The 18,757-nt window shown below is 65.4% G+C and carries 19 protein-coding genes; 13 read left to right on the top strand and 6 right to left on the bottom strand.

The genetic code is table 11. The features are described from left to right. Positions 1-126 precede the first annotated feature (126 nt). The gene (locus QFZ30_RS04280) at positions 127-816 is read right to left on the bottom strand and encodes a LuxR C-terminal-related transcriptional regulator (protein WP_307073810.1); all 690 of its coding nucleotides are present in this window, start codon (positions 814-816) and stop codon (positions 127-129) included. Beyond that, positions 813-2,276, bottom strand: a complete 1,464-nt coding sequence (locus QFZ30_RS04275; protein ID WP_307073808.1) for an ATP-binding protein — start codon at positions 2,274-2,276, stop codon at positions 813-815. The genes QFZ30_RS04280 and QFZ30_RS04275 overlap by 4 nt, the downstream gene beginning before the upstream one ends. 124 nt (positions 2,277-2,400) lie before the next feature. Here QFZ30_RS04275 and QFZ30_RS04270 point away from each other — a divergent pair, with 124 nt between their 5' ends. The 5 genes from QFZ30_RS04270 to QFZ30_RS04250 all read left to right on the top strand — a co-directional run bounded on the left by QFZ30_RS04270 (position 2,401) and on the right by QFZ30_RS04250 (position 6,426). After that, positions 2,401-3,903, top strand: coding sequence for a PspC domain-containing protein (locus tag QFZ30_RS04270; protein WP_307073805.1), 1,503 nt, complete (start codon positions 2,401-2,403; stop codon positions 3,901-3,903). A 1-nt stretch (position 3,904) separates the two neighbouring features. Beyond that, positions 3,905-4,195, top strand: coding sequence for a hypothetical protein (locus QFZ30_RS04265; RefSeq protein WP_307073803.1), 291 nt, complete (start codon positions 3,905-3,907; stop codon positions 4,193-4,195). Between the two features lie 3 nt (positions 4,196-4,198). Then, positions 4,199-4,456 (top strand): PspC domain-containing protein, encoded by a 258-nt coding sequence (locus QFZ30_RS04260; protein ID WP_307073801.1) that lies wholly within the window; start codon positions 4,199-4,201, stop codon positions 4,454-4,456. Positions 4,457-4,656: 200 nt separating this feature from the next. Further along, a complete protein-coding gene (locus tag QFZ30_RS04255; RefSeq protein ID WP_307073800.1) occupies positions 4,657-5,682 on the top strand; it encodes an ATP-dependent 6-phosphofructokinase in 1,026 nt (341 codons plus the stop codon). Between the two features lie 27 nt (positions 5,683-5,709). Continuing rightward, positions 5,710-6,426 carry a GNAT family N-acetyltransferase gene (locus QFZ30_RS04250; RefSeq protein ID WP_307073797.1) on the top strand — a complete coding sequence of 239 codons (717 nt, stop codon included), beginning with the start codon at positions 5,710-5,712 and terminating at the stop codon, positions 6,424-6,426. 67 nt (positions 6,427-6,493) lie between these two features. Here QFZ30_RS04250 and QFZ30_RS04245 read toward each other — a convergent pair whose 3' ends face one another. The 4 genes from QFZ30_RS04245 to QFZ30_RS04230 all read right to left on the bottom strand — a co-directional run bounded on the left by QFZ30_RS04245 (position 6,494) and on the right by QFZ30_RS04230 (position 9,602). Beyond that, positions 6,494-6,880 carry an ankyrin repeat domain-containing protein gene (locus QFZ30_RS04245; RefSeq protein ID WP_307073795.1) on the bottom strand — a complete coding sequence of 129 codons (387 nt, stop codon included), beginning with the start codon at positions 6,878-6,880 and terminating at the stop codon, positions 6,494-6,496. Then, a complete protein-coding gene (ygfZ, locus tag QFZ30_RS04240; RefSeq protein WP_307073793.1) occupies positions 6,880-7,962 on the bottom strand; it encodes a CAF17-like 4Fe-4S cluster assembly/insertion protein YgfZ in 1,083 nt (360 codons plus the stop codon). Before ygfZ ends, QFZ30_RS04245 begins: the two co-directional genes overlap by 1 nt. A gap of 89 nt (positions 7,963-8,051) precedes the next feature. After that, complete coding sequence (locus QFZ30_RS04235) at positions 8,052-8,666, bottom strand: FABP family protein (protein ID WP_307073791.1); 615 nt, start codon at positions 8,664-8,666, stop codon at positions 8,052-8,054. Between the two features lie 168 nt (positions 8,667-8,834). Continuing rightward, positions 8,835-9,602 (bottom strand): permease, encoded by a 768-nt coding sequence (locus QFZ30_RS04230; RefSeq protein ID WP_307073789.1) that lies wholly within the window; start codon positions 9,600-9,602, stop codon positions 8,835-8,837. Positions 9,603-9,949: 347 nt separating this feature from the next. Here QFZ30_RS04230 and QFZ30_RS04225 point away from each other — a divergent pair, with 347 nt between their 5' ends. The 8 genes from QFZ30_RS04225 (at position 9,950) to QFZ30_RS04190 (ending at position 18,757) form a co-directional block, all read left to right on the top strand. Further along, the gene (locus tag QFZ30_RS04225; RefSeq protein ID WP_307073788.1) at positions 9,950-10,648 is read left to right on the top strand and encodes a winged helix-turn-helix transcriptional regulator; all 699 of its coding nucleotides are present in this window, start codon (positions 9,950-9,952) and stop codon (positions 10,646-10,648) included. A 238-nt stretch (positions 10,649-10,886) separates the two neighbouring features. Then, positions 10,887-11,870, top strand: a complete 984-nt coding sequence (gene mshD / locus QFZ30_RS04220) for a mycothiol synthase (RefSeq protein ID WP_307073786.1) — start codon at positions 10,887-10,889, stop codon at positions 11,868-11,870. A gap of 118 nt (positions 11,871-11,988) precedes the next feature. After that, positions 11,989-14,238: an RNA degradosome polyphosphate kinase gene (locus tag QFZ30_RS04215; protein WP_307073785.1), complete on the top strand. Its 2,250-nt coding sequence runs from the start codon at positions 11,989-11,991 to the stop codon at positions 14,236-14,238. A gap of 9 nt (positions 14,239-14,247) precedes the next feature. After that, positions 14,248-15,216 carry an NUDIX hydrolase gene (locus QFZ30_RS04210; RefSeq protein WP_307073783.1) on the top strand — a complete coding sequence of 323 codons (969 nt, stop codon included), beginning with the start codon at positions 14,248-14,250 and terminating at the stop codon, positions 15,214-15,216. Between the two features lie 82 nt (positions 15,217-15,298). After that, entirely contained in the window at positions 15,299-16,948 is a 1,650-nt protein-coding gene (locus QFZ30_RS04205) for a hypothetical protein (protein ID WP_307073781.1), read from the top strand. Then, on the top strand, positions 16,945-17,370 hold the full coding sequence (locus QFZ30_RS04200) for a GntR family transcriptional regulator (protein WP_307073779.1): 426 nt from the start codon (positions 16,945-16,947) through the stop codon (positions 17,368-17,370). Before QFZ30_RS04205 ends, QFZ30_RS04200 begins: the two co-directional genes overlap by 4 nt. A gap of 2 nt (positions 17,371-17,372) precedes the next feature. Continuing rightward, positions 17,373-18,176, top strand: a complete 804-nt coding sequence (locus QFZ30_RS04195) for a thymidylate synthase (RefSeq protein ID WP_307073777.1) — start codon at positions 17,373-17,375, stop codon at positions 18,174-18,176. After that, positions 18,173-18,757 carry a dihydrofolate reductase gene (locus tag QFZ30_RS04190; RefSeq protein ID WP_307073775.1) on the top strand — a complete coding sequence of 195 codons (585 nt, stop codon included), beginning with the start codon at positions 18,173-18,175 and terminating at the stop codon, positions 18,755-18,757. The genes QFZ30_RS04195 and QFZ30_RS04190 overlap by 4 nt, the downstream gene beginning before the upstream one ends.

The following is an 18,757-nucleotide window of genomic DNA, read 5'->3' as shown; positions in this document are numbered from 1 at the left end:
CTCACTTCCTGCCTGAAAACGCTAAACGCTCTCTCACCCGTGAGAGAGCGTTCGGCGTTAAGCCACAGGAAGTGAGAGAGGGTTGGGGAAAAAGCGGCAGGACGTGAGAGAGCGTCTGCAAGGGGCTTAGAGGAGGCGGCGCTCGGCAGCCCACTTCGTCAGTTCATGCCGGCTTGAGAGCTGGAGCTTTCGCAGGACAGCCGAGACGTGTGTTTCCACTGTTTTGATGCTGATGAACAGCTCCTTGGCCACTTCCTTATAGCTGTAGCCGCGGGCTATCAGGCGCATGACTTCGAGTTCGCGGGCGGAGAGCCGGTCCAGTTCGTTATCGGCGATGTCTGCCGGGGCCGTGCCGAAGGCGTCCAGGACAAACCCCGCCAGCCGGGGCGAAAAGACGGCGTCTCCACCGGCCACCCGGAAGACGGCGTCCGTGATCTCGGCCCCGGAAATGGTTTTGGTGACGTAGCCCCGGGCGCCCGCCCGGATGACCGCCACGACGTCCTCGGCCGCGTCCGAGACGCTGAGGGCCAGGAATTTTGTGTTGGCCAGGAGAGCTGCCGAGCCGGCGATCACTTCCCGGCCGCCGCCGCCCAGCCCACCCGGCAGGTGAACGTCCAGGAGCACCACTTCCGGACGTTCCTGCGCGATCACGGCAATGGCCTGCTCCACGGTGGCGGCCTCGCCCACCACCTGGATGCTCGCATCAAGGTCAGCCTTGAGGCCGGAGCGGAAGATGGCGTGGTCATCCACAATCACCACCCGGACAGTGTTCATCGGGCGGACCGGACCGGTACCGGCCCCCTGTACGTTGTTCATGTCTTCCCTTCCCCGTTGTCCGTTTGGATCCCCGGCAGTCCCAGCCGCACTTCAGTCCCGTCAGGGGTGCTGGTGATGGAGGCACTGCCGCCGTGGCGCTTCATCCGGCCGATGATGGATTCCCTGACGCCCAGACGGTCCTCGGGCACGTCCTGGAGCGTGAAGCCGGGCCCCCGGTCCTTGATAAAGACCTCGGCGCGGCCGCCGGAAACTTCGAGGTAAACAGAGACGGTTCCGCCGCCGTGCCGGGAGGCATTAAGCATGGCTTCCCTGCTGGCCTGGACCAATGCCTCGTACGCTTCAGTCATGGCGGTGTCTCCCACGCTCACCACTTCCACAGCGTTGCCCAGGAAGTCTTCCACCTCCGCTGCGGTTGCCTTGATCCGGTCCGAGAGCTGGCCGGCGTCCTTGCCTGGATCCTGGAACAGCCAGCCCCGGAGTTCCCGTTCTTGCGCCCTGGCCAGCCGCACCACATCGTGCTCGTTGCCGGCGCGCCGCTGGATCAGGGCAAGGGTCTGAAGCACGGAGTCGTGAAGGTGGGCTGCGATCTCGGCCCGTTCGGTCTCACGGATCCTGCCCGCACGTTCGGATTCCAGATCGCGCCAGAATTTCAAAGCCCACGGGAGCAGCACCAGCACCACCCCGCCCAGGACCGCCACCGACGCCAACAGTGCCAGCCAGGTCTGCTCCCACGACCCGGAGCCGGACACCATCACCAGCACACCGGCCACCACCAGCGCCAGCCCGGCGGCGAGCCGCGCCCAACCACCGGCCTGGTCTGCCTTGGTCTTGTCCACCAGCCCCGCCCGGCGGGTCTCGTCCAGCTGCATCCAGGCGATGGCCGCGCCGCCCAGCACCGCCGCAGCCGGGATCAGGGTGCCCAGCGGCACGTTAACACCGAGGAGCTGGGCGATCAGGATGCCCGCGACCAAGAGGAGGCCGGAACCCAGCAGGATCTCCTTGCCGTACCGCATGCTGCGGGCCCTGAACCAGGGCGGACGGGCGGCCTCACCGTAACTGGCCAGAGGCGGGGAAACAGGCGAAGAACCGACCGCAGCGGGCATAGCCCCGGCAACAGAGGCGGCGGCAGCAGAGGCGGCGGCAGCACCGGCGTCGGGATTTTCCCAGAGCGGCCGCGCGGCGGCGTGCGGCCCGGCGTTCGAAGCAGCCGACGCTGACGCGGAGGCGCCGGCGGCTGGCGGCGGTTGGCTCACGGCCGGCGCAATGGGCGACGCCGGGCGGCGGGCGTTGCGCCGGGCACTTTCGTCAGCGGTGGGAACCATGATCCATAGCCAGGCGTAGAACGCCAGGCCCGCGCCGCCGGCCAGCGATGCCAGGACCATGCCGATCCGGACATTCCTCACTGGCCAGCCCAGATGCGCCGCAAGGCCGGCGCATACTCCGGCGATGAGGCGCTCGCTGCTGCGGACCAGCGGCGGGCGGGCCAGGGCGGTTGTCATGAGTCAATCCAAACACGGATCAGGGTTGCCCGGACCTGTTTCCGGCCCGAACCGGGGGTATCTCAGGGGCAGCTCAGGGTGTTACCCAGTAGAGCGGGCTGGTCCCAGACGGCAGGATCGAAGTATGAACTCGCAGACCCCCACCCCGGATGACAGCCAGCCCACGGAACCTCTCCCTGACTCGCGAAAGGAACAGCCCACCGAACCGCTCGTGCCACCTCCGCCGTCCACTCCGCAGGACGCACCACAGGATGCACCACAGGACGCACCGCACCAGGCGCCCTACAGCCAATACCCCGGCCCTTACCCCGGCGCCAAAGCGCCTGGCCAGCCACAGGATTTCTTCACGTGGATCCGCAGCCATGGTATCCAGCGCGGCCGCGAGCGCTGGATCGGCGGCGTTGCCGGCGGGATAGCGCAGCGGATGGGAATCGATCCCTTGATTGTCCGCGGCATCTTCATTGTCCTTACCCTTTTCGCCGGAATCGGTGTCCTGCTCTACGGTCTTGCCTGGGCTTTCCTCCCCGAACCTGATGGACGCATCCATGTCCAGGAGGCGGGCGCCGGACGCTGGTCCAGCGGAATGACAGGATCACTGATCACCACGGTGATGGGGCTCACGGGCCTCGGCGGCGGATTCTGGGGCTGGAGGGGCAACGGCTTCGGAGGCTTCTTCTGGACCGTGTTCTGGGTGGGCGGCGCCATGTACCTCATCTACTACCTGACCCAGCGCAACAAGGCCCGGAACGGAGCTCCGATGGGCACCACCCCGCAACGGGCCGGTCCAGGCGGGAACGCCGCCTTCGCCGCCGCCTACCCGTCAACCCCCTTCCCTTCTCAGTACTCGGCACCGGACGCCACCTCAACGGGCAACGGGCCCTACGCGCCCACGCCGCCCTCCGGTCCCACCGCGCCCTTCGGCGGCGGACCCTACAGCGGCGGATCGTACGGCGGTGGCTACCAACCGCCGCAGGGCCCGGCCCGCGCCCCAAAGGTCCGCCCCGGCGGCCCGGGCGCTCCGGCCGTGGCAATCACCGCGGGAGCAGCACTGCTGGTGGGCGGAGGCCTCAAAGCCCTCGATGCCGGCAACGTGATCAATCTGGGCGACTCCGCCAATGCCATCGTCTGGGCCAGCGCAGCAGCCGTCCTGGGCCTGGGCATCCTCCTGGCCGGGTTAAGGGGCCGGACCTCGGGTGTTCTGGGGTTCTTCGCCATCGTGGCCCTGGTGATCGGCGGAATCTTCAATGTTGCGGGCAACGGCGACCGGGTCCGCTTCGAGCAGGTTGACTGGACACCCTCGAGCCTCGAACAGGCCCGCGAAGGATTCGCTGTCACCGCCGGACGCGGAACCGTTGACCTTACGGCACTGGGCTCGAATGCCCCGCTGAGCTCCGACGTCGTGATTCCGCTGGATATCACGGCGAGCAACGTGACAGTGGTCATTCCCAACACCGTCCCCGTGGACATCAAGGCCGACATGACCCTGGGCAACCTCAACGAAGGGACCAGCCACCGCAGCGGCATCTCCACACGGGAAAGCACCTACAACACCGACAAGCCCGGCAGCCACCTGGTCATCCAGATCGACGGCACCGTCAGCAACGTCACCATCCAGGAAGGGCACTGACATGAGCAACGTTGATCCGTCACCGGATTCATACAACGCGGAAACCCAGACGGCGGACCAAGCCGGGGCAGACTCGGCCCGGCCAGCATCGGCCAGGGTGGGGACGGTGGTCTGGGGCCTGGTCATCCTGGCCCTCGCCGCCCTGATCATCATCGCCCAGTTGGGCATTGTGACCCTCAACGGCACCTATGTGCTGATCGGCCTCATGCTCGGCGCTGGCGCCGCCTTGGTGGTGGGCGGGCTGCTATCGGCCCGGAAACGTGACAACGAACCAAGAACAGGGAAGTCTTGAACCATGGATAAGTTCTTCAGCATCGTCAGGGGCTTCGGCCTGAAACGCGGACCACAGCGCTGGGTGGGCGGCGTGTGCGGAGGTATCGCTGACAAGCTCAACGTGGATGTGGCCTTTGTGCGCATCGCCTTCCTGGTCTTCTGCCTCCTGCCGGGCCCTGCAGTGGTCTTCTACCTCGCCGCATGGCTGATTCTTCCGGACCAGAAGAACTCCATCCCGCTGCAGACCTTCCTGGACAGACGATCCATCAACGGATCCTGACCCCGGACCCGTAACCGCCAGCCACAATGGCCCCCGCTCTCCTGAGCGGGGGCCATTGGAGTTCGCGGGCTGTGGTCCTGCAATGGAACGGGGCCTCTTGTAACGGGTTTGTGTCGTAACCCACACTCACCACTACAATCTAGGTGAGCTCAGCGTGGCGCTCTGCCTGTACACCTTCACACCAGGATTTGAGCAGAGACATGAAAATAGGAATTCTCACCAGCGGTGGCGACTGCCCCGGGTTGAACGCCGTCATCCGCGGCGCCGTCCTCAAGGGCATCGCCATCCACGGCCACGAATTCGTCGGATTCCTCGATGGCTGGCGCGGCGTTGTCGAAGGCGACATCATCGACATCCCCCGCACCATGGTCCGCGGCATCGCCAAGCAGGGCGGCACCATCCTGGGCACGTCCCGCACCAACCCGTTCGACAATGGCGGCGGGCCCGAGGTCATCAAGGCCCACATGGAGCGGCTTGGCATCGACGCCATCATCGCCATCGGCGGTGAGGGAACGCTCGCGGCGGCTAAGCGACTCACGGACGCCGGTCTCAAGATCGTAGGTGTCCCGAAGACCGTGGACAACGACCTGGACGCCACGGATTACACCTTCGGTTTTGATACTGCCGTTCAGATCGCCACCGAGGCCATCGACCGGCTGCGGACCACCGGCGAGTCCCACCACCGCTGCATGATCGCTGAAGTGATGGGCCGTCACGTGGGCTGGATCGCACTGCATGCGGGCATGGCTGCCGGAGCCCATGCCATTCTGATTCCCGAGCAGAAGGTCAGCATCGAACAGATCACCGAGTGGGTGCGCGAAGCCCACGACCGCGGCCGTGCGCCGCTGGTGGTGGTTGCGGAAGGCTTTGTTCCGGACCACATGGAATCCCCGCACTCCGAGCGCGGCCTGGATACCTTCGGCCGGCCACGACTGGGTGGTATCGCTGACCGGCTTGCCCCTGAGCTTGAGGCCCGCACCGGCATCGAGACCCGTGCCACGATCCTGGGCCACATCCAGCGCGGCGGAGTCCCGTCGGCCTTCGATCGGGTCCTGGCCACCCGGCTGGGAATGGCCGCCATCGACTCCGTGGTGGAGGGTTATTGGGGCACCATGGTGGCACTCAAGGGCACCGATATTGAGCACGTCGGCTTCCAGGAGGCCCTGGGCAAGCTGAAGACGGTCCCGCAGAAGCGCTATGACGAAGCCGCGGTCCTGTTCGGCTGAGCCGCCCGCCCGCCCTAGGCTGGGGACATGACTCTTGACCCCGGTTCCGCCGCCATCATCCAGCTCGCTTGGGCCAGGCGCCTGGGGCTCGACGACGATGCTTTCGGTGCGGCGCTCACATCCGGCGAGCGGATTGTCAGGGCCGACGACTCGGTGCAGACGGTGGAGTTCGTCCGCCTGTTCGGGAGTTCCGCCCTGGTGGGTCCGCAGTGGGTAATCGACGCTGCCGCAGGGATAACCGACCAAGAAATGGCACAGCACGTCACCCTGCTGACCCTGACCCGGTCCCATGGCGGGTACGGCCTTGGCGCTGCTGCACTCTTCTTCGCTGATGACCTGCCGCTGCGCCAACCGTCAGAGGAGTTGACCGTATCCCACGGCAATGCTGAAGCGATCGAGCTGGAAGGCCTGTGCCCGCCGGACGACGTCAATGAGGTTGGGCTTTCAGACCTGGAGAACCGCTACACCATCATCCATGAGGTAGAGGGCCGCAGGGTTCCCGTCGCCTGCGGAGCCTACACGGAATGGGAAGGGCTACTCGGCCAGCTGGGCGTCCTGGTGGACCCGGAATGGCGGCGCCGCGGGCTGGGATCCCTGGCGGCGTCCATCGCAGCCCACGAAGCGCTGGTTGCCGGGCTCACCGTCCAGTGGCGCGCCGAAGTCAGCAACACCGGAGCCGTGGCACTGGCGCGGAAACTTGGTCTGGCTGCCGGAGGCATCCAGACCAGCGTCCATCTGGGCTGAACTTCTCTGCTGGGGGCGGCGGGCCGGCGGTGGAACGGTCTAACGTGCCGATTATTGGCCGGGCAGGTTATTGGCCGAGCAGGTCAAGGATCTCAGTGCGGGCAAACATCTGCGCGGCCGCCCGCGCGGACGGCGAACCGGCGTCAGGATCAGCGCCCGCGTCCAGCAGCACCCGGGCCACGTCCGTGTAGCCCTTGAAGGCTGCCCCGGCCAACGGGGTCTGCCCGCGGTCGTTGACCGAGTTGGCCTCTCCCCCATGCTTGAGGATGAGCTGCACGGCCTCGGCGTGGCCGTGGTAAGCGGCCAGCATCAGCAGGGAATCCCCCGCGGCGTTGGTCATGGTGGCCGGCGCCCCGGCGTTGAGGTAGCTGCGCAGGAGAGCGGTATCGCCCTCCCTGGCGGCTTGAAACAGGGTGTGTGCGAGGGCCACGGCCTCTTCGTCGGGTCCAGTCATCAGTGGGTCCCCCTGAGGAATCCTGTCTGGCGCCCGACCACCTGGCCGGCGTCGGGGGCAACGATCACTTCCTGGGCGGCGACGTAGGCTTCCTCACCGTCCATCACGGTCAGTATTTCATCAGGCCCTACGGACCGCTTAATAAGGGCCAGCGCCACGGGGCCCATCTCATAGTGCTGGGCCACCGAGGTCACTACCCCCACTTTGCGCTCACCCAGCAGCACCTGGCTGCCCGGCACCGGCATGGTGTGCTGGGACCCGTCCAGCTGCAGGAACACCAGGCGCCGTGGCGGATGGCCCAGGTTATGGACGCGTGCAACCGTTTCCTGGCCCTTGTAGCAGCCCTTTGCCAGGTGAACGGCGGTCCGCAGGAGATCGAGCTCGTGCGGGATGGTTTTGTCGTCGGTCTCCGCGCCCAGGCGCGGACGCCACGCAGCGATCCGGAGGGCTTCCGCGGCCAGGACGCCGGCCAGCGGGCGGTCTCCCGCGGTCACTGCCAGGTCGGCCGCCGGAACCAGGTATTCGATCCAGGGCCGGTCCAACCCGGGGTGGTCCGCTTCCGCCACCACCGAATACGCATACCCGCCAGTACCGACGTGCGGCCACGGGTCGCGCCAGGACAGGAGTCCCGACCATTCCTCAACGGCCTTGGTGGAGCCGATCACGGCCCAATCTTCGGAGACGTCCTCGATCACGACACGCAGCATGAACTTCATCCTGTTCAGCCACTCCGCCAGCGGTGCCGCCTCGGCGGCCTCGACGATCAGCCAGGTGGTCCCGCCGTCGTCCACTACCCGGGCGTCAAACTCGATCCGGCCCTGCACGGTCAGCAGGAGCAGCTCGCTGGATTCACCCGGCTGCAGCCCGGTGAGCTGCTGTGAGGACAGCGTGTTCAGCCAGCTCAGCCGGTCGGGTCCGGTGACGGTCACCACGCCGCGGTGCGAAAGATCGACGACGGCGGTGCCTGCCGCCAGCGCGCGCTGCTCCCGCAACGGTTCACCATAGTGGGATGCGACGCCGGCGTCCGCGCCGGCTGCCTCAACGGCGCCAGGGCGCGACAGCAGTGGGCTGTGAGTAGTCATATGTAGTAGAAGTCCTTGATGGTCGGCGGTATTCCGGGTTTTCGGTATGGGATCGCGTTCCGGCCTTCTACATCGGGTCCGGTGGGGGGTCAGGAGACCTTCTTCAGGAAGGCTGAGGCGTGGGCCTCAAGTCCCCTGCCGGGCTGCGAGGTTCCGCCGGTGGCGACATCCCAGCGCCAGAGCAGATTACCGTCCACCAGGCCAAAGATCCGGGTGGCGGCGCTGTAGTCCTTGGAGTGGCTGCCGCGCATCACCATGTCCGTGGTGAGCTGGATCTGCGGTCCTTTGATCTGGCCGTAGTACAGCTCCGAGATCCCGCCGGGGTGCGAGATGGACACCGAGATGTCGAATCCGCCGTCGCTGTTGCGCAGGGCTTCGACCTCGTCGGCGCTCTTGAGGGCCGGGACGATGTCCGCCGGCACCAGGCCGGGACCGCCGTCGGCATCCAGCTGTTTGCGCTCCAGTGCCCAAAAGCCGGTCTCAACGGTGAGCGGCCGGAGCCGCGTACCGTCGTCGTCGGTCAACCAGCTTTCCGCGCGGTACTGCAGGTAGGCCAGCCCGTTATGCGTGAAGGATACGTGCTGGAAAAAGTGCTCCGAATCCTCGTCCCCGCTGCCGAGCCGGCCGTGGCCTTCCCACTCACCAATGAGCCAGGAAAGCGGAACAAGTTCTGGAGTCAGGTCTGTTGGAATCTCAATCGGCACGACAATTACCTCGGGAAATGGCTAGCTCGTCGAACGGACTACTTCTGGCCTTTGAAAAGGCGGTAGACCACATAGCCGGCGAACCATGCCATGGAAAGGCTGGCGATGCCGAGCAGGACAAGGAAGAAGATTTCAAATGCAAGTACGGACATGATGCCATCCTAACGCTTAGTAGATGAGTAGTTTGTCTATGAAGTAGGCCAGGGAACCGACCGCTGAGACCGGCGCCAGACCCATGCTAAGGGCCGCGGGAAGATTAAGCGGGGCGCCCCGAAGTGTGACGAGCCGGCGGAAGCTGACCAGCACGGCCCCCACCACCACACCGAAGATTGCCGCCGGCAGCACGGCAACATCCGAGAAGACCAGGCCCGCCAGCGGACCGGCAAGTCCTGCGAGCACGATGCCCAGCGGCGCCACAATGCTGTCCGGCCACCGGATCAGGCCGGCAAGCAGGGCCACCGCGGCGCTGACGGCTGCCACTAACAGCATCTCCCGGACGCCGTTGAAGCGCGCGCCGGCGATCCAGCCTGCGCCGAGGCAGGAAAGCAGCACGCCGGCGCAACAGCCCAGGGTGGACTCCAGCCGCTGCGCCTGTCCGGTGCCGCGGATCAGCTGCACCACAAATACGGCCATCATCCCCAGGGCGATGAAGGCTGGCGTCCAGTCCAGGAAACCAGGGGCCGGGACCAAACCGGCGGCCAGCGCCGACCCTGCACCCGGGAGGCCGATAACGGCTGCCAGCGTCTTTTTCGCAGGTATCCGGAGGAAGTGGGGCCAGCCGATGCCTACCGCCAAGGCAACAATGACTGCCACGGCGATCAGCGCCTCCCGGGAGCTGTACACGCCGGCAATGATGGCGGCCAGTCCGGCCATCCCGAACAGGCCGATGGTCCAAGAGCCCAACGAACGCACTGGGGTCTGCAGGTCCGCGGTCATACGTATCCCGGCCCTGGCGTGCCCGGCCTCGACTCTGCACTCAATTCGCTGCATTCCCATTCTGGCGGTGGTTCCGGGAAGGCAGCTGCGCCCTCCGTGGCAGGGCTTTGTACCCCTGGATCAATCCTGCCCTATGTGACCGGGATATGTCGCAAAACGAATACCCAGATGGGCCGGATCCATATCCGCGGGGCGGCCGTTGGGTATACTCGAAGCTCAGCTACGCTTCCTGTTAGGTTGCCGGCCGGTAGATCCATCACGGCCAAGACCGCAGCAGTGAGACAGTACCGGCCGGTGAAATCCCGGTTCAGTCGCCCAATGATGCGCGGACGGCCCTTGGAGGAATAATGTCGCACATCCTGTTATTGACGAACAGCACCGGCTCATCGGTGGACATCCTGCCTGCCCTCGAATTGCTGAACCACCGCGTGCACATCCTCGCCGCCGAGCCCACCGCACTGCTTGAGACCGACCCCTGCGACATCGTACTTCTGGACGCCCGCAAGGACCTGGTGGGCGCCCGTTCCCTGACCCAGCTGCTGAAGGCCACGGGCCTGAGCGCGCCGCTGGTGCTCATCCTGACCGAAGGCGGCATGGCTGCCGTTTCCTCCGCCTGGGCCGTGGATGACATTGTGCTCGACTCAGCGGGGCCAGCCGAAGTGGAGGCCCGGATCCGGCTCTCTGTGGCACGGGCCGTTCCGGACAAAGAGGACGTCCCCACGGAAATCCGGGCAGCCGGCGTCGTGATTGATGAAGCGAGCTACACCGCCCGCGTCAACGGCGCGCCCCTGAACCTGACATTCAAGGAATTCGAACTTCTCAAATACCTGGCCCAGCATCCGGGGCGTGTATTCACCCGCCAGCAGCTGCTCACCGAGGTGTGGGGCTATGACTACTACGGCGGCACCCGCACGGTGGACGTGCACGTCCGCCGCCTTCGGGCCAAGCTCGGCGCCGACCACGAAAACCTGATCAGCACAGTCCGCAACGTGGGCTACCGCCTCACCTTGGTACGGCAGCAGGAAGACGAACTGACCGAGGCCTGAAGGCAGCGACTACGCAATAAGAGCAACAGCCCCGGACCAGCGGTCCGGGGCTGTTGCTCTCGGTGGTGGAGGACATACGGGTCGAACGTATCGAGGCCACCCCAGTGGTGGATCCCCCTCGCATCCGGCGTCATGCTGCAAATCTCTGCCGGACGAGATATCGACTATACGTGCCTCCCCGCCGCCCATCAAATCGGCACACGCCCACCCTTGGGCGCATAGCGTATAGCCTAGCTACATGAGTCCTGCGCATCCGGAGAAGTGGCCTGTCCTTGTTGTCAAAGGCGGGGTGGATGACCAGCTGCTCAAAGACTGCAGGGCCCTCCTTGCTGCGGCCGAGGAATCGGACGGCACGCCCTCCTTGTCCGAGCAGACCGTCGTGACGCTTCGGGCCGGAGACTCGGCCGAGCATTCCCTTCTGACGCTTGCCCTGTATTCGCCGGACGAGGATTCGGACCCCGCCTCCGGCCAGGACCTGGCCGGGTTCGCCGTGGTGGTCGAGGAGGCAGACGGCAGCGGGGTGCTCGAAATTGCGGTCCACCCGAGCTACCGCAACCAGGGCGTCGCGGACCGCCTTGTGGGTGCCCTGAAATCCAGCCGGGGTTTTAGCGGGCTCAAGGCCTGGTCCCACGGCAACCACGAGGCCGCCGCTGACCTCGCCGCCCGCTACGGCTACGGCCCAGTGCGGGAACTGTGGAAGATGAGGCTGACTGCGGCTACCGCAGAACTTCCCGACGCCGGCCTCCCGGAGGGTGTTTTGCTGCGCGCCTTTGTGCCGGGCCAGGACGAGGACGCCTGGCTGGCCGCCAACCGCGCCGCTTTTGTCCACCACCCCGAACAGGGCGCGATGAGCCGCGCAGACCTGGACGCCAGGATGCAGGAGGACTGGTTTGATCCGGCAGGGTTCCTCCTGGCCGTGGACGGAGACGGCCGGCTGCTGGGTTTCCACTGGACAAAGGTCCATCCCCGGCACGGCGCCCACCCGGCGATCGGCGAGGTCTATGCGGTGGGTGTGACTCCGGCGGCGCAGGGCATGGGCTTGGGCAAGGCACTAACGGTGGCCGGCATCAGGTATCTGCAGGATCTTGGCCTTCACGCCGTCATGCTTTACACCGATGCGGACAACGCGCCGGCTGTGTCGCTGTACCGGAACCTTGGCTTCACACGCTGGGACACGGACGTGATGTACGGTCCGCTCGCGGGGGTTAGTCCAATCGACTGACGCATGGCCTCCTTAGCCCGAAACCTAGGGTTGCTGTGTACGGAATGATTGTAAGGTTGAAAGAGAACCGCGCCGGCCATGAGCGCCAGCAAATTAAGCGCCAGGTAGAAGGAGAGCCATGAAACCGGAACCCGCCGGAACAGTCACATCCGAAGGTGCTGCTGTGCCGGTGCGCGCCCGCTTCGGCTCATCCGAAGTACCCGCCTCACGCGCGACGCAGGACCGGATCGACATTCCTGAGTTCGCCCCCAACCTTGAGCCTGAAGGGGACATCCGCCCGGACCGGTTCCTGGACCGTGAACTGAGCTGGCTGGCATTCAACTCCCGCGTCTTGGAACTGGCCGAGGACCCCAACCTCCACCTGCTGGAGCGGGTCAGCTTCCTGTCCATCTTCGCCTCCAACCTGGACGAATTCTTCATGGTCCGCGTTGCCGGGCTGAAGCGCCGCATCGCGACCGGGCTGGCAGTGCCCTCACCGGCAGGTCTCAGCCCTGTGGAGGTGCTGGAAAAAATCGGCGAGGAAGCCCACCGGCTCCAGCAGCGCCACGCCCAGGTCTTCTCGGAGCAGATCCGCCCTGCCCTGGCTTACGAGCACATCCACCTCATGCATTGGGATGAGCTCGACGACGCCGCCAAGCAGCAGCTCAGCGCGATGTTCGCCGAAAAGGTGTTCCCCATCCTGACGCCGCTGGCGGTGGACCCGGCGCACCCGTTCCCTTACATTTCAGGGCTTTCCCTTAACCTTGCAGTGGTGGTCCGGAACCCGGTGAGCGACAAGGAACTGTTCGCCCGCCTGAAAGTGCCGGACCAGCTGCCGCGCCTCATTTCCATCGACGGGCCCCGGGCCGGAGCCGTTGCCGGGCGGGTGGCCCGCTTCATCGCACTCGAAGAAGTCATCGCCGTCCATCTCGACAAGCTCTTCGCCGGGATGGAAGTCCTGGAGCACCACATCTTCCGTGTCACCCGCAACGAGGACGTGGAGGTGGAAGAGGACGACGCCGAGAACCTGCTCCAGGCCCTGGAAAAGGAACTGTTGCGCCGCCGGTTCGGTCCTCCCGTCCGGCTTGAAGTCACCCACGACATCAACCCCAACATCCGTGCCCTGCTGATCCGCGAACTGGGAGTGGAGGAGTCCGAGGTCTACTCGGTCCCGGCACCGCTGGACCTCCGCGGCCTGTCCGTCATTGCGGGCATTGACCGGGCGGACCTGCATTACCCCAAGCACGTGCCGCACACCTCCCGGTACCTCAACGAGTCAGAGACGTCCAAGGCGGCCAATGTTTTCGCTGCCATGCGGCGCCGCGATATCCTGCTCCACCACCCGTACGACTCCTTCTCAACCTCGGTACAGGCATTCCTGGAGCAGGCAGCCGCGGACCCGAAGGTACAGGCCATCAAGCAGACCCTGTACCGGACGTCGGGTGACTCCCCCATTGTTGACGCCCTGATCGATGCAGCGGAGGCCGGCAAGCAGGTCCTGGCCCTGGTGGAGATCAAGGCCAGGTTCGATGAGCAGGCCAACATTTCATGGGCCCGCAAGCTGGAGCAGGCCGGCGTCCATGTGGTCTACGGAATCGTGGGCCTCAAGACGCACTGCAAACTTTCGCTGGTGGTCAGGCAGGAAGTGGACGGGCTCCGCCGGTACTGCCATATCGGCACCGGCAACTACCACCCCAGGACGGCCCGCTACTACGAGGACCTCGGCCTGCTCACGGCCAACGAACAGGTGGGAGAAGACCTCTCCAAGCTCTTCAACCAACTCTCCGGCTATGCGCCCAAGTCAACCTTCAAACGCCTCCTGGTGGCGCCGCGGTCGGTGCGTTCAGGTTTGATCGACAGGATCGAGACCGAGATCCGCAACGCCCGGGCGGGGCTGTCCGCCAGGGTCCAGATCAAGGTCAATTCGATGGTGGACGAGGCGACAATCGACTCCCTGTACCGCGCATCCCAAGCGGGAGTGAAGGTGGACGTGATTGTCCGCGGCATCTGTTCGCTGCGTCCCGGCGTGCCGGGCCTCAGCGAGAACATCACCGTTCGCTCGGTACTGGGCCGTTTCCTGGAACACTCCCGTGTGTTTGCCTTCGCCAACGGCGGCGATCCGGTGGTGTACATCGGCTCGGCCGACATGATGCACCGCAACCTGGACCGCCGCGTTGAGGCACTGGTCCAGCTGGCCAGCCCGGACGACGTCACCTACGTCCTCGAACTGCTGCGCCGCTACATGGATCCGGAAACGGCCAGTTGGCACTTGGACAACCAAGGCGACTGGATCCGCCACTACGTTGCGGACGACGGCTCCCACCTCGACGACGTCCAGTCGTGGCTGCTGGCATCGCGGCCCCGCCAGCGCAGCCTGAGCCGGCGGTAGGGCCGGAGCTTGTCGAGCGACGCACTCGTAGCAGACCAGACAGACCATCCGGGCGAACCGGTAGCGGTCACCGCTGCCGGAGCCCTGCCGTGGCGGGTCAACAAGGACGGGCTTGAAGTCCTGCTCATCCACCGGCCGCGGTATGACGACTGGTCCTGGCCCAAAGGCAAGATCGATGCCGGCGAGACTATTCCCGAATGTGCCGTCCGTGAAGTTCAGGAGGAGATCGGGCTATCCGCGCAGTTGGGCATTCCGCTTCCCCCCATCCACTACCACGTGGCTTCCGGATTGAAGGTGGTCCACTACTGGGCAGTCCAGGTGAACGGCGCCCGGCTCATTCCGGACGGCCAGGAAGTGGACAGCGTTATGTGGTGCACCCCCGAAAAGGCCGCCACACTGCTCTCCAACCCCTCCGACGCCGTCCCGCTTGAGAACCTGCGGGCGGCCCATGAACGCGGGGAACTGGACACCTGGCCCCTGATTGTGGTGCGCCATGCGAAAGCCAAACCGCGGTCATCCTGGAGCAAGGCCGAAGGCGAGCGGCCGCTGGCTGCTACTGGAATCAGGCAGGCGCAGGCTGTGGGACGGCTGCTGCAGGCCTGGAAGCCGCCGCGTGTGGTGAGCAGCCCGTGGTTGCGCTGTGTGGCCACGGTTGTGCCGTACTCAAAGGCCGCCGGGGCCAAGGTGAAGCTGGTGGACGCCCTGACGGAACATAAGCACGCCCGAAGTCCGAAGAAAACCGCGGCGGTCATTGAAGCACTCTTTGATAAGCAGCGCGCCGTCGCCGTGTGCACGCACCGCCCTGCCCTGCCCACGGTGATGGACCAGCTGGCCAAGCACATGCCGCCGGCGCTCCGCGCGCTTCTGCCCTCCTCCGAGCCTTACCTGTCGCCGGGAGAAGTGGTGGTGTGCCACGTGGTCCAAGGCAACAAAAACCGGATCGTGGCAGTGGAACAGTTCAAACCGTTCGACGACTAGGGTGCCACCGCGATCATCGCTTGACCCGGAAAGCTTTGTATCAAATACTTGGTACATTGATACAAAGTCTCTGGGGGATGAAGTGCCTGATACAAATGGATTTGATCTGGCGTTCCAGCATGTAGCGCCCATGGTCCTGCTGTGGCCCTTCCTCCTGGCCGCCGGTCTGTATGTCCTGCTGCGTTGGGTCATCTCGGCACCTGACGGCGGAACGTCCCGGGTCACTGTCTCCCAACACGCCCTCTGGATTGGTGTCATCGGCTGGCTGGCCAGCTCGCTGCTGCCAGCCGGGAATGCCGGAATTCTTCCCGCAGGCAATACGTCGCCCACTTTGGCCACCCCGGAAGCCATCCTGTCAGTGCTGGCCTGGCCCATCCTCGGCTGCCTCGGCGTACATGCCGTCGGCAAGTTGAGCTACCCCAGGCCGAGACTCCCCCAACGGCTGGCCACGCTCGAAGTCCGCCGGATCCGTGACTTCCTGCCACGCTCCCTGGCTTGGACTGTCGCTGCCGTGTTTGCCGGCTCCGCCTTGCTGATCTGCTGGGCGGGAACACTTCCCGGCTACGAGGCCATTCCCTACGACACGCTGCAGGACGGACCGCAGGGCTTCACCCGGCAAGGCGGGGACGGACGCATCCCCGGCCCCGTCTTTGCTGCTTGCCTGGGGACCGCCTGGCTGGTGCTGGCCTTGGGAACCGGGCTTGTCCTCTGGCTCATTGCAAGGCGCAGGCAACTGGAGGCCCTGGATGCAGACGAGAATGACCTGCTGCGCGCGATCGCCATGAACAGGCTGTTGCGCACGGTGGCCACCATTGCCGCCGGGCTCGCCGCAATCGCCGGGAACTTTGCGGTCCGGCCCGATCCTGCCGAAAACCCGGGCAGCTGGACCAATGCGGCCGGAATCGCGGCAATGGCAGTCCTGCTGGTGATGTGGTGGTGGGCTCCACCCAAGCTTGCCAGTGCCCAGGCTGGCGGTAGGGGACAGCCGCTGCCCGAATCGGCTGCGGCAACCCAACCGGCCACCAGGCTTTCCGTCTCGCTGGGCGCGGCCCTCGGCCTTGCCCCGGTGATATCCGCTGTTGCAGGTTTGTTCTTTCCCGGCGGGCTGATGTGGGGACAGCCCGCATTGTTGGTGGCTTTGGCAGCGGCTGCCGCGCTGGCCGTCGTTGCTGCCGGGGAGCTTCTGATGCACCGCAACCACGGATCCGTGGACGAACCCAGGACATGGCAGCGGCAGCCGGTGAGCCCGGCACTACTGACAGCCGCCATCGTCACCCTCACACTCCTGATCGCGGTGGAGGTGATTACCGCGGCAGGTGAGGCGCTGTCGACCAGGCCGACAGGCTGGACCACAACGGCACTGGCCACTGGCGCCGTCGTCATCCTTTCGGGGCTGCCCCTTGCTGCCACCCGGATGCGCCGCAGCGTCCCCTCAGCTGTTCCTGGCTTGGACGCGGCGCTCCGCGCGATCACAGTGCACCGGGTGGTCCGCACACTGGCAGCCTGCTTTGCAGTCCAGGCCGGGGTCCTACTGATCATGGCCAACCGAGCCTGGCCGCCGGTCCTTGGACTGCCGATGACCACGTGGCAGTCCCATTGGGAGCCTGCGGTCACCGTAGGTGCCCTGCTGGTCACTGCTGGAGTGGTCATTGCAGTGATTCCTGTCAGGGGCTTTGCGCGCACTGCGGCCTCCTCGCCGCAGCACAAAGCATCAGCTGAAACAGTGAAATGAACGCCGGCATCTCTATCGACTTACGGTCCGCGACGCCGCCGTATGAGCAAATCCGTTCGCAGATCAGCTCTTTGATTGCCATGGGCACCCTGGTCCCGGGCGGTCGCCTGCCCACGGTTCGCAGCCTGGCCGCTGATCTGGGCATTGCCGCCGGCACTGTTGCCCGGGCCTACAAGGAGCTGGAGGCCTCAGGCCTGATTGAATCCCGACGGCGGCGGGGTACGGTGGTTGCCTTCGGCACCCCGGGCGGGACCGGCGGAACTGGAACCGTCCCGGAATCGGTGACTGGCGCCGTCGACCTCCTGATCAGCACTGCACGTGATGCAGGGCTGAGTGACGAACTCCTGCTCGACCTCGTCCGCGGAAAACTCGGTAAGGGCCGACCCTCCACGGAACCAGGGCTGGGGCAAAGTAGACTTTAGCCGTGAGCATTCCTACGCCTTATGAAGACCTCCTGCGCGACGTCATGGCACATGGCACGCACAAATCCGACCGAACCGGGACCGGCACCAGCAGCGTGTTCGGCCGTCAGCTGCGCTTTGACCTGAGCCAAAGTTTTCCGCTGGTCACCACCAAGCGGGTGCACTTCAAGTCCGTCGCGGTTGAGCTGTTGTGGTTCCTGCGCGGCGAATCGAACGTGAAGTGGATGCAGGACCAGGGTGTAACCATCTGGAATGAATGGGCGGACGCCGACGGAGAACTTGGTCCCGTGTACGGCGTCCAGTGGCGCAGCTGGCCCACCCCGGACGGCGGCCACGTCGACCAGATCGCCGAGCTGGTGGCGAACCTCAAATCCAACCCGGACTCACGCCGGCACATCGTATCCGCCTGGAATGTCTCCGAGCTCAAGGACATGGCGCTGCCCCCGTGCCACGCGTTCTTCCAGTTCTACGTGGCGGATGGGAAGCTGTCCTGCCAGCTGTACCAGCGTTCAGCGGACATGTTCCTGGGCGTGCCCTTCAACATTGCCTCCTACTCGCTGCTGACCTGCATGATCGCCCAGCAGGTGGGGCTGGAGCCTGGCGAGTTCGTCTGGACCGGCGGGGACGTCCACATCTACGAGAACCACATGGACCAGGTCCTCAAGCAGCTGGACCGTGAGCCGTACGAATACCCGCAGCTGAAGATCACCCGGAAGCCGGCGTCGATCTTCGACTACACGCTGGATGACTTCGAAGTAGTGGGCTACCGTCATCACCCTACGATCAAGGCTCCGATCGCCGTATGAGTACAGAAAATACCGCCGACCCCCAGGCATTCACCGCTGAGCTTGCCGGTTCCGTGACCGGTGTAGGCGTCGTGTGGGCGCAGACCCCGGACGGCGTCATCGGCAAAGATGGCGACATGCCCTGGCACCTGCCCGAGGACCTGAAGCACTTTAACCGGCTGACGGTCGGCCACCCCGTCATCATGGGGCGAAAGACCTGGCTGTCCTTCCCGGACAAGTACCGGCCCCTGCCCGGCCGGACCAACATCGTCATCACCCGGCAGAAAAGCTGGGCCGAGACGCCCGAGGCGGAGGGCGCCGTCGTGGTCCCCTCCCTGGATGACGCCCTCCTGGAGTCCCAGTTCGTTGAAGGCGGCGAGACGGTGTGGATCCTGGGAGGAGGCGAGATCTTGAAGCAGTCCACCGACCTCGCCAACGTTGCCGTGGTCACCACGATCGATGTGAAGGCCGACGGCGACACGTTTGCTCCCGAACTCGGCGAAACCTGGGAGGCGGCCGCCTCCGTTCCTCCCGATGGCTGGCTGACGGCGGCCAACGGAACGCGGTACAGATTCACCAAATGGGTCAGGACGGAGGGCTGA

Origin of the sequence: Arthrobacter pascens (assembly GCF_030815585.1) — a bacterium.
Classification (GTDB): domain Bacteria; phylum Actinomycetota; class Actinomycetes; order Actinomycetales; family Micrococcaceae; genus Arthrobacter; species Arthrobacter pascens_A.
The sequence above is the reverse complement of the archived record's forward strand: the minus strand, read 5'-3'. Positions and strand labels throughout refer to the sequence as shown.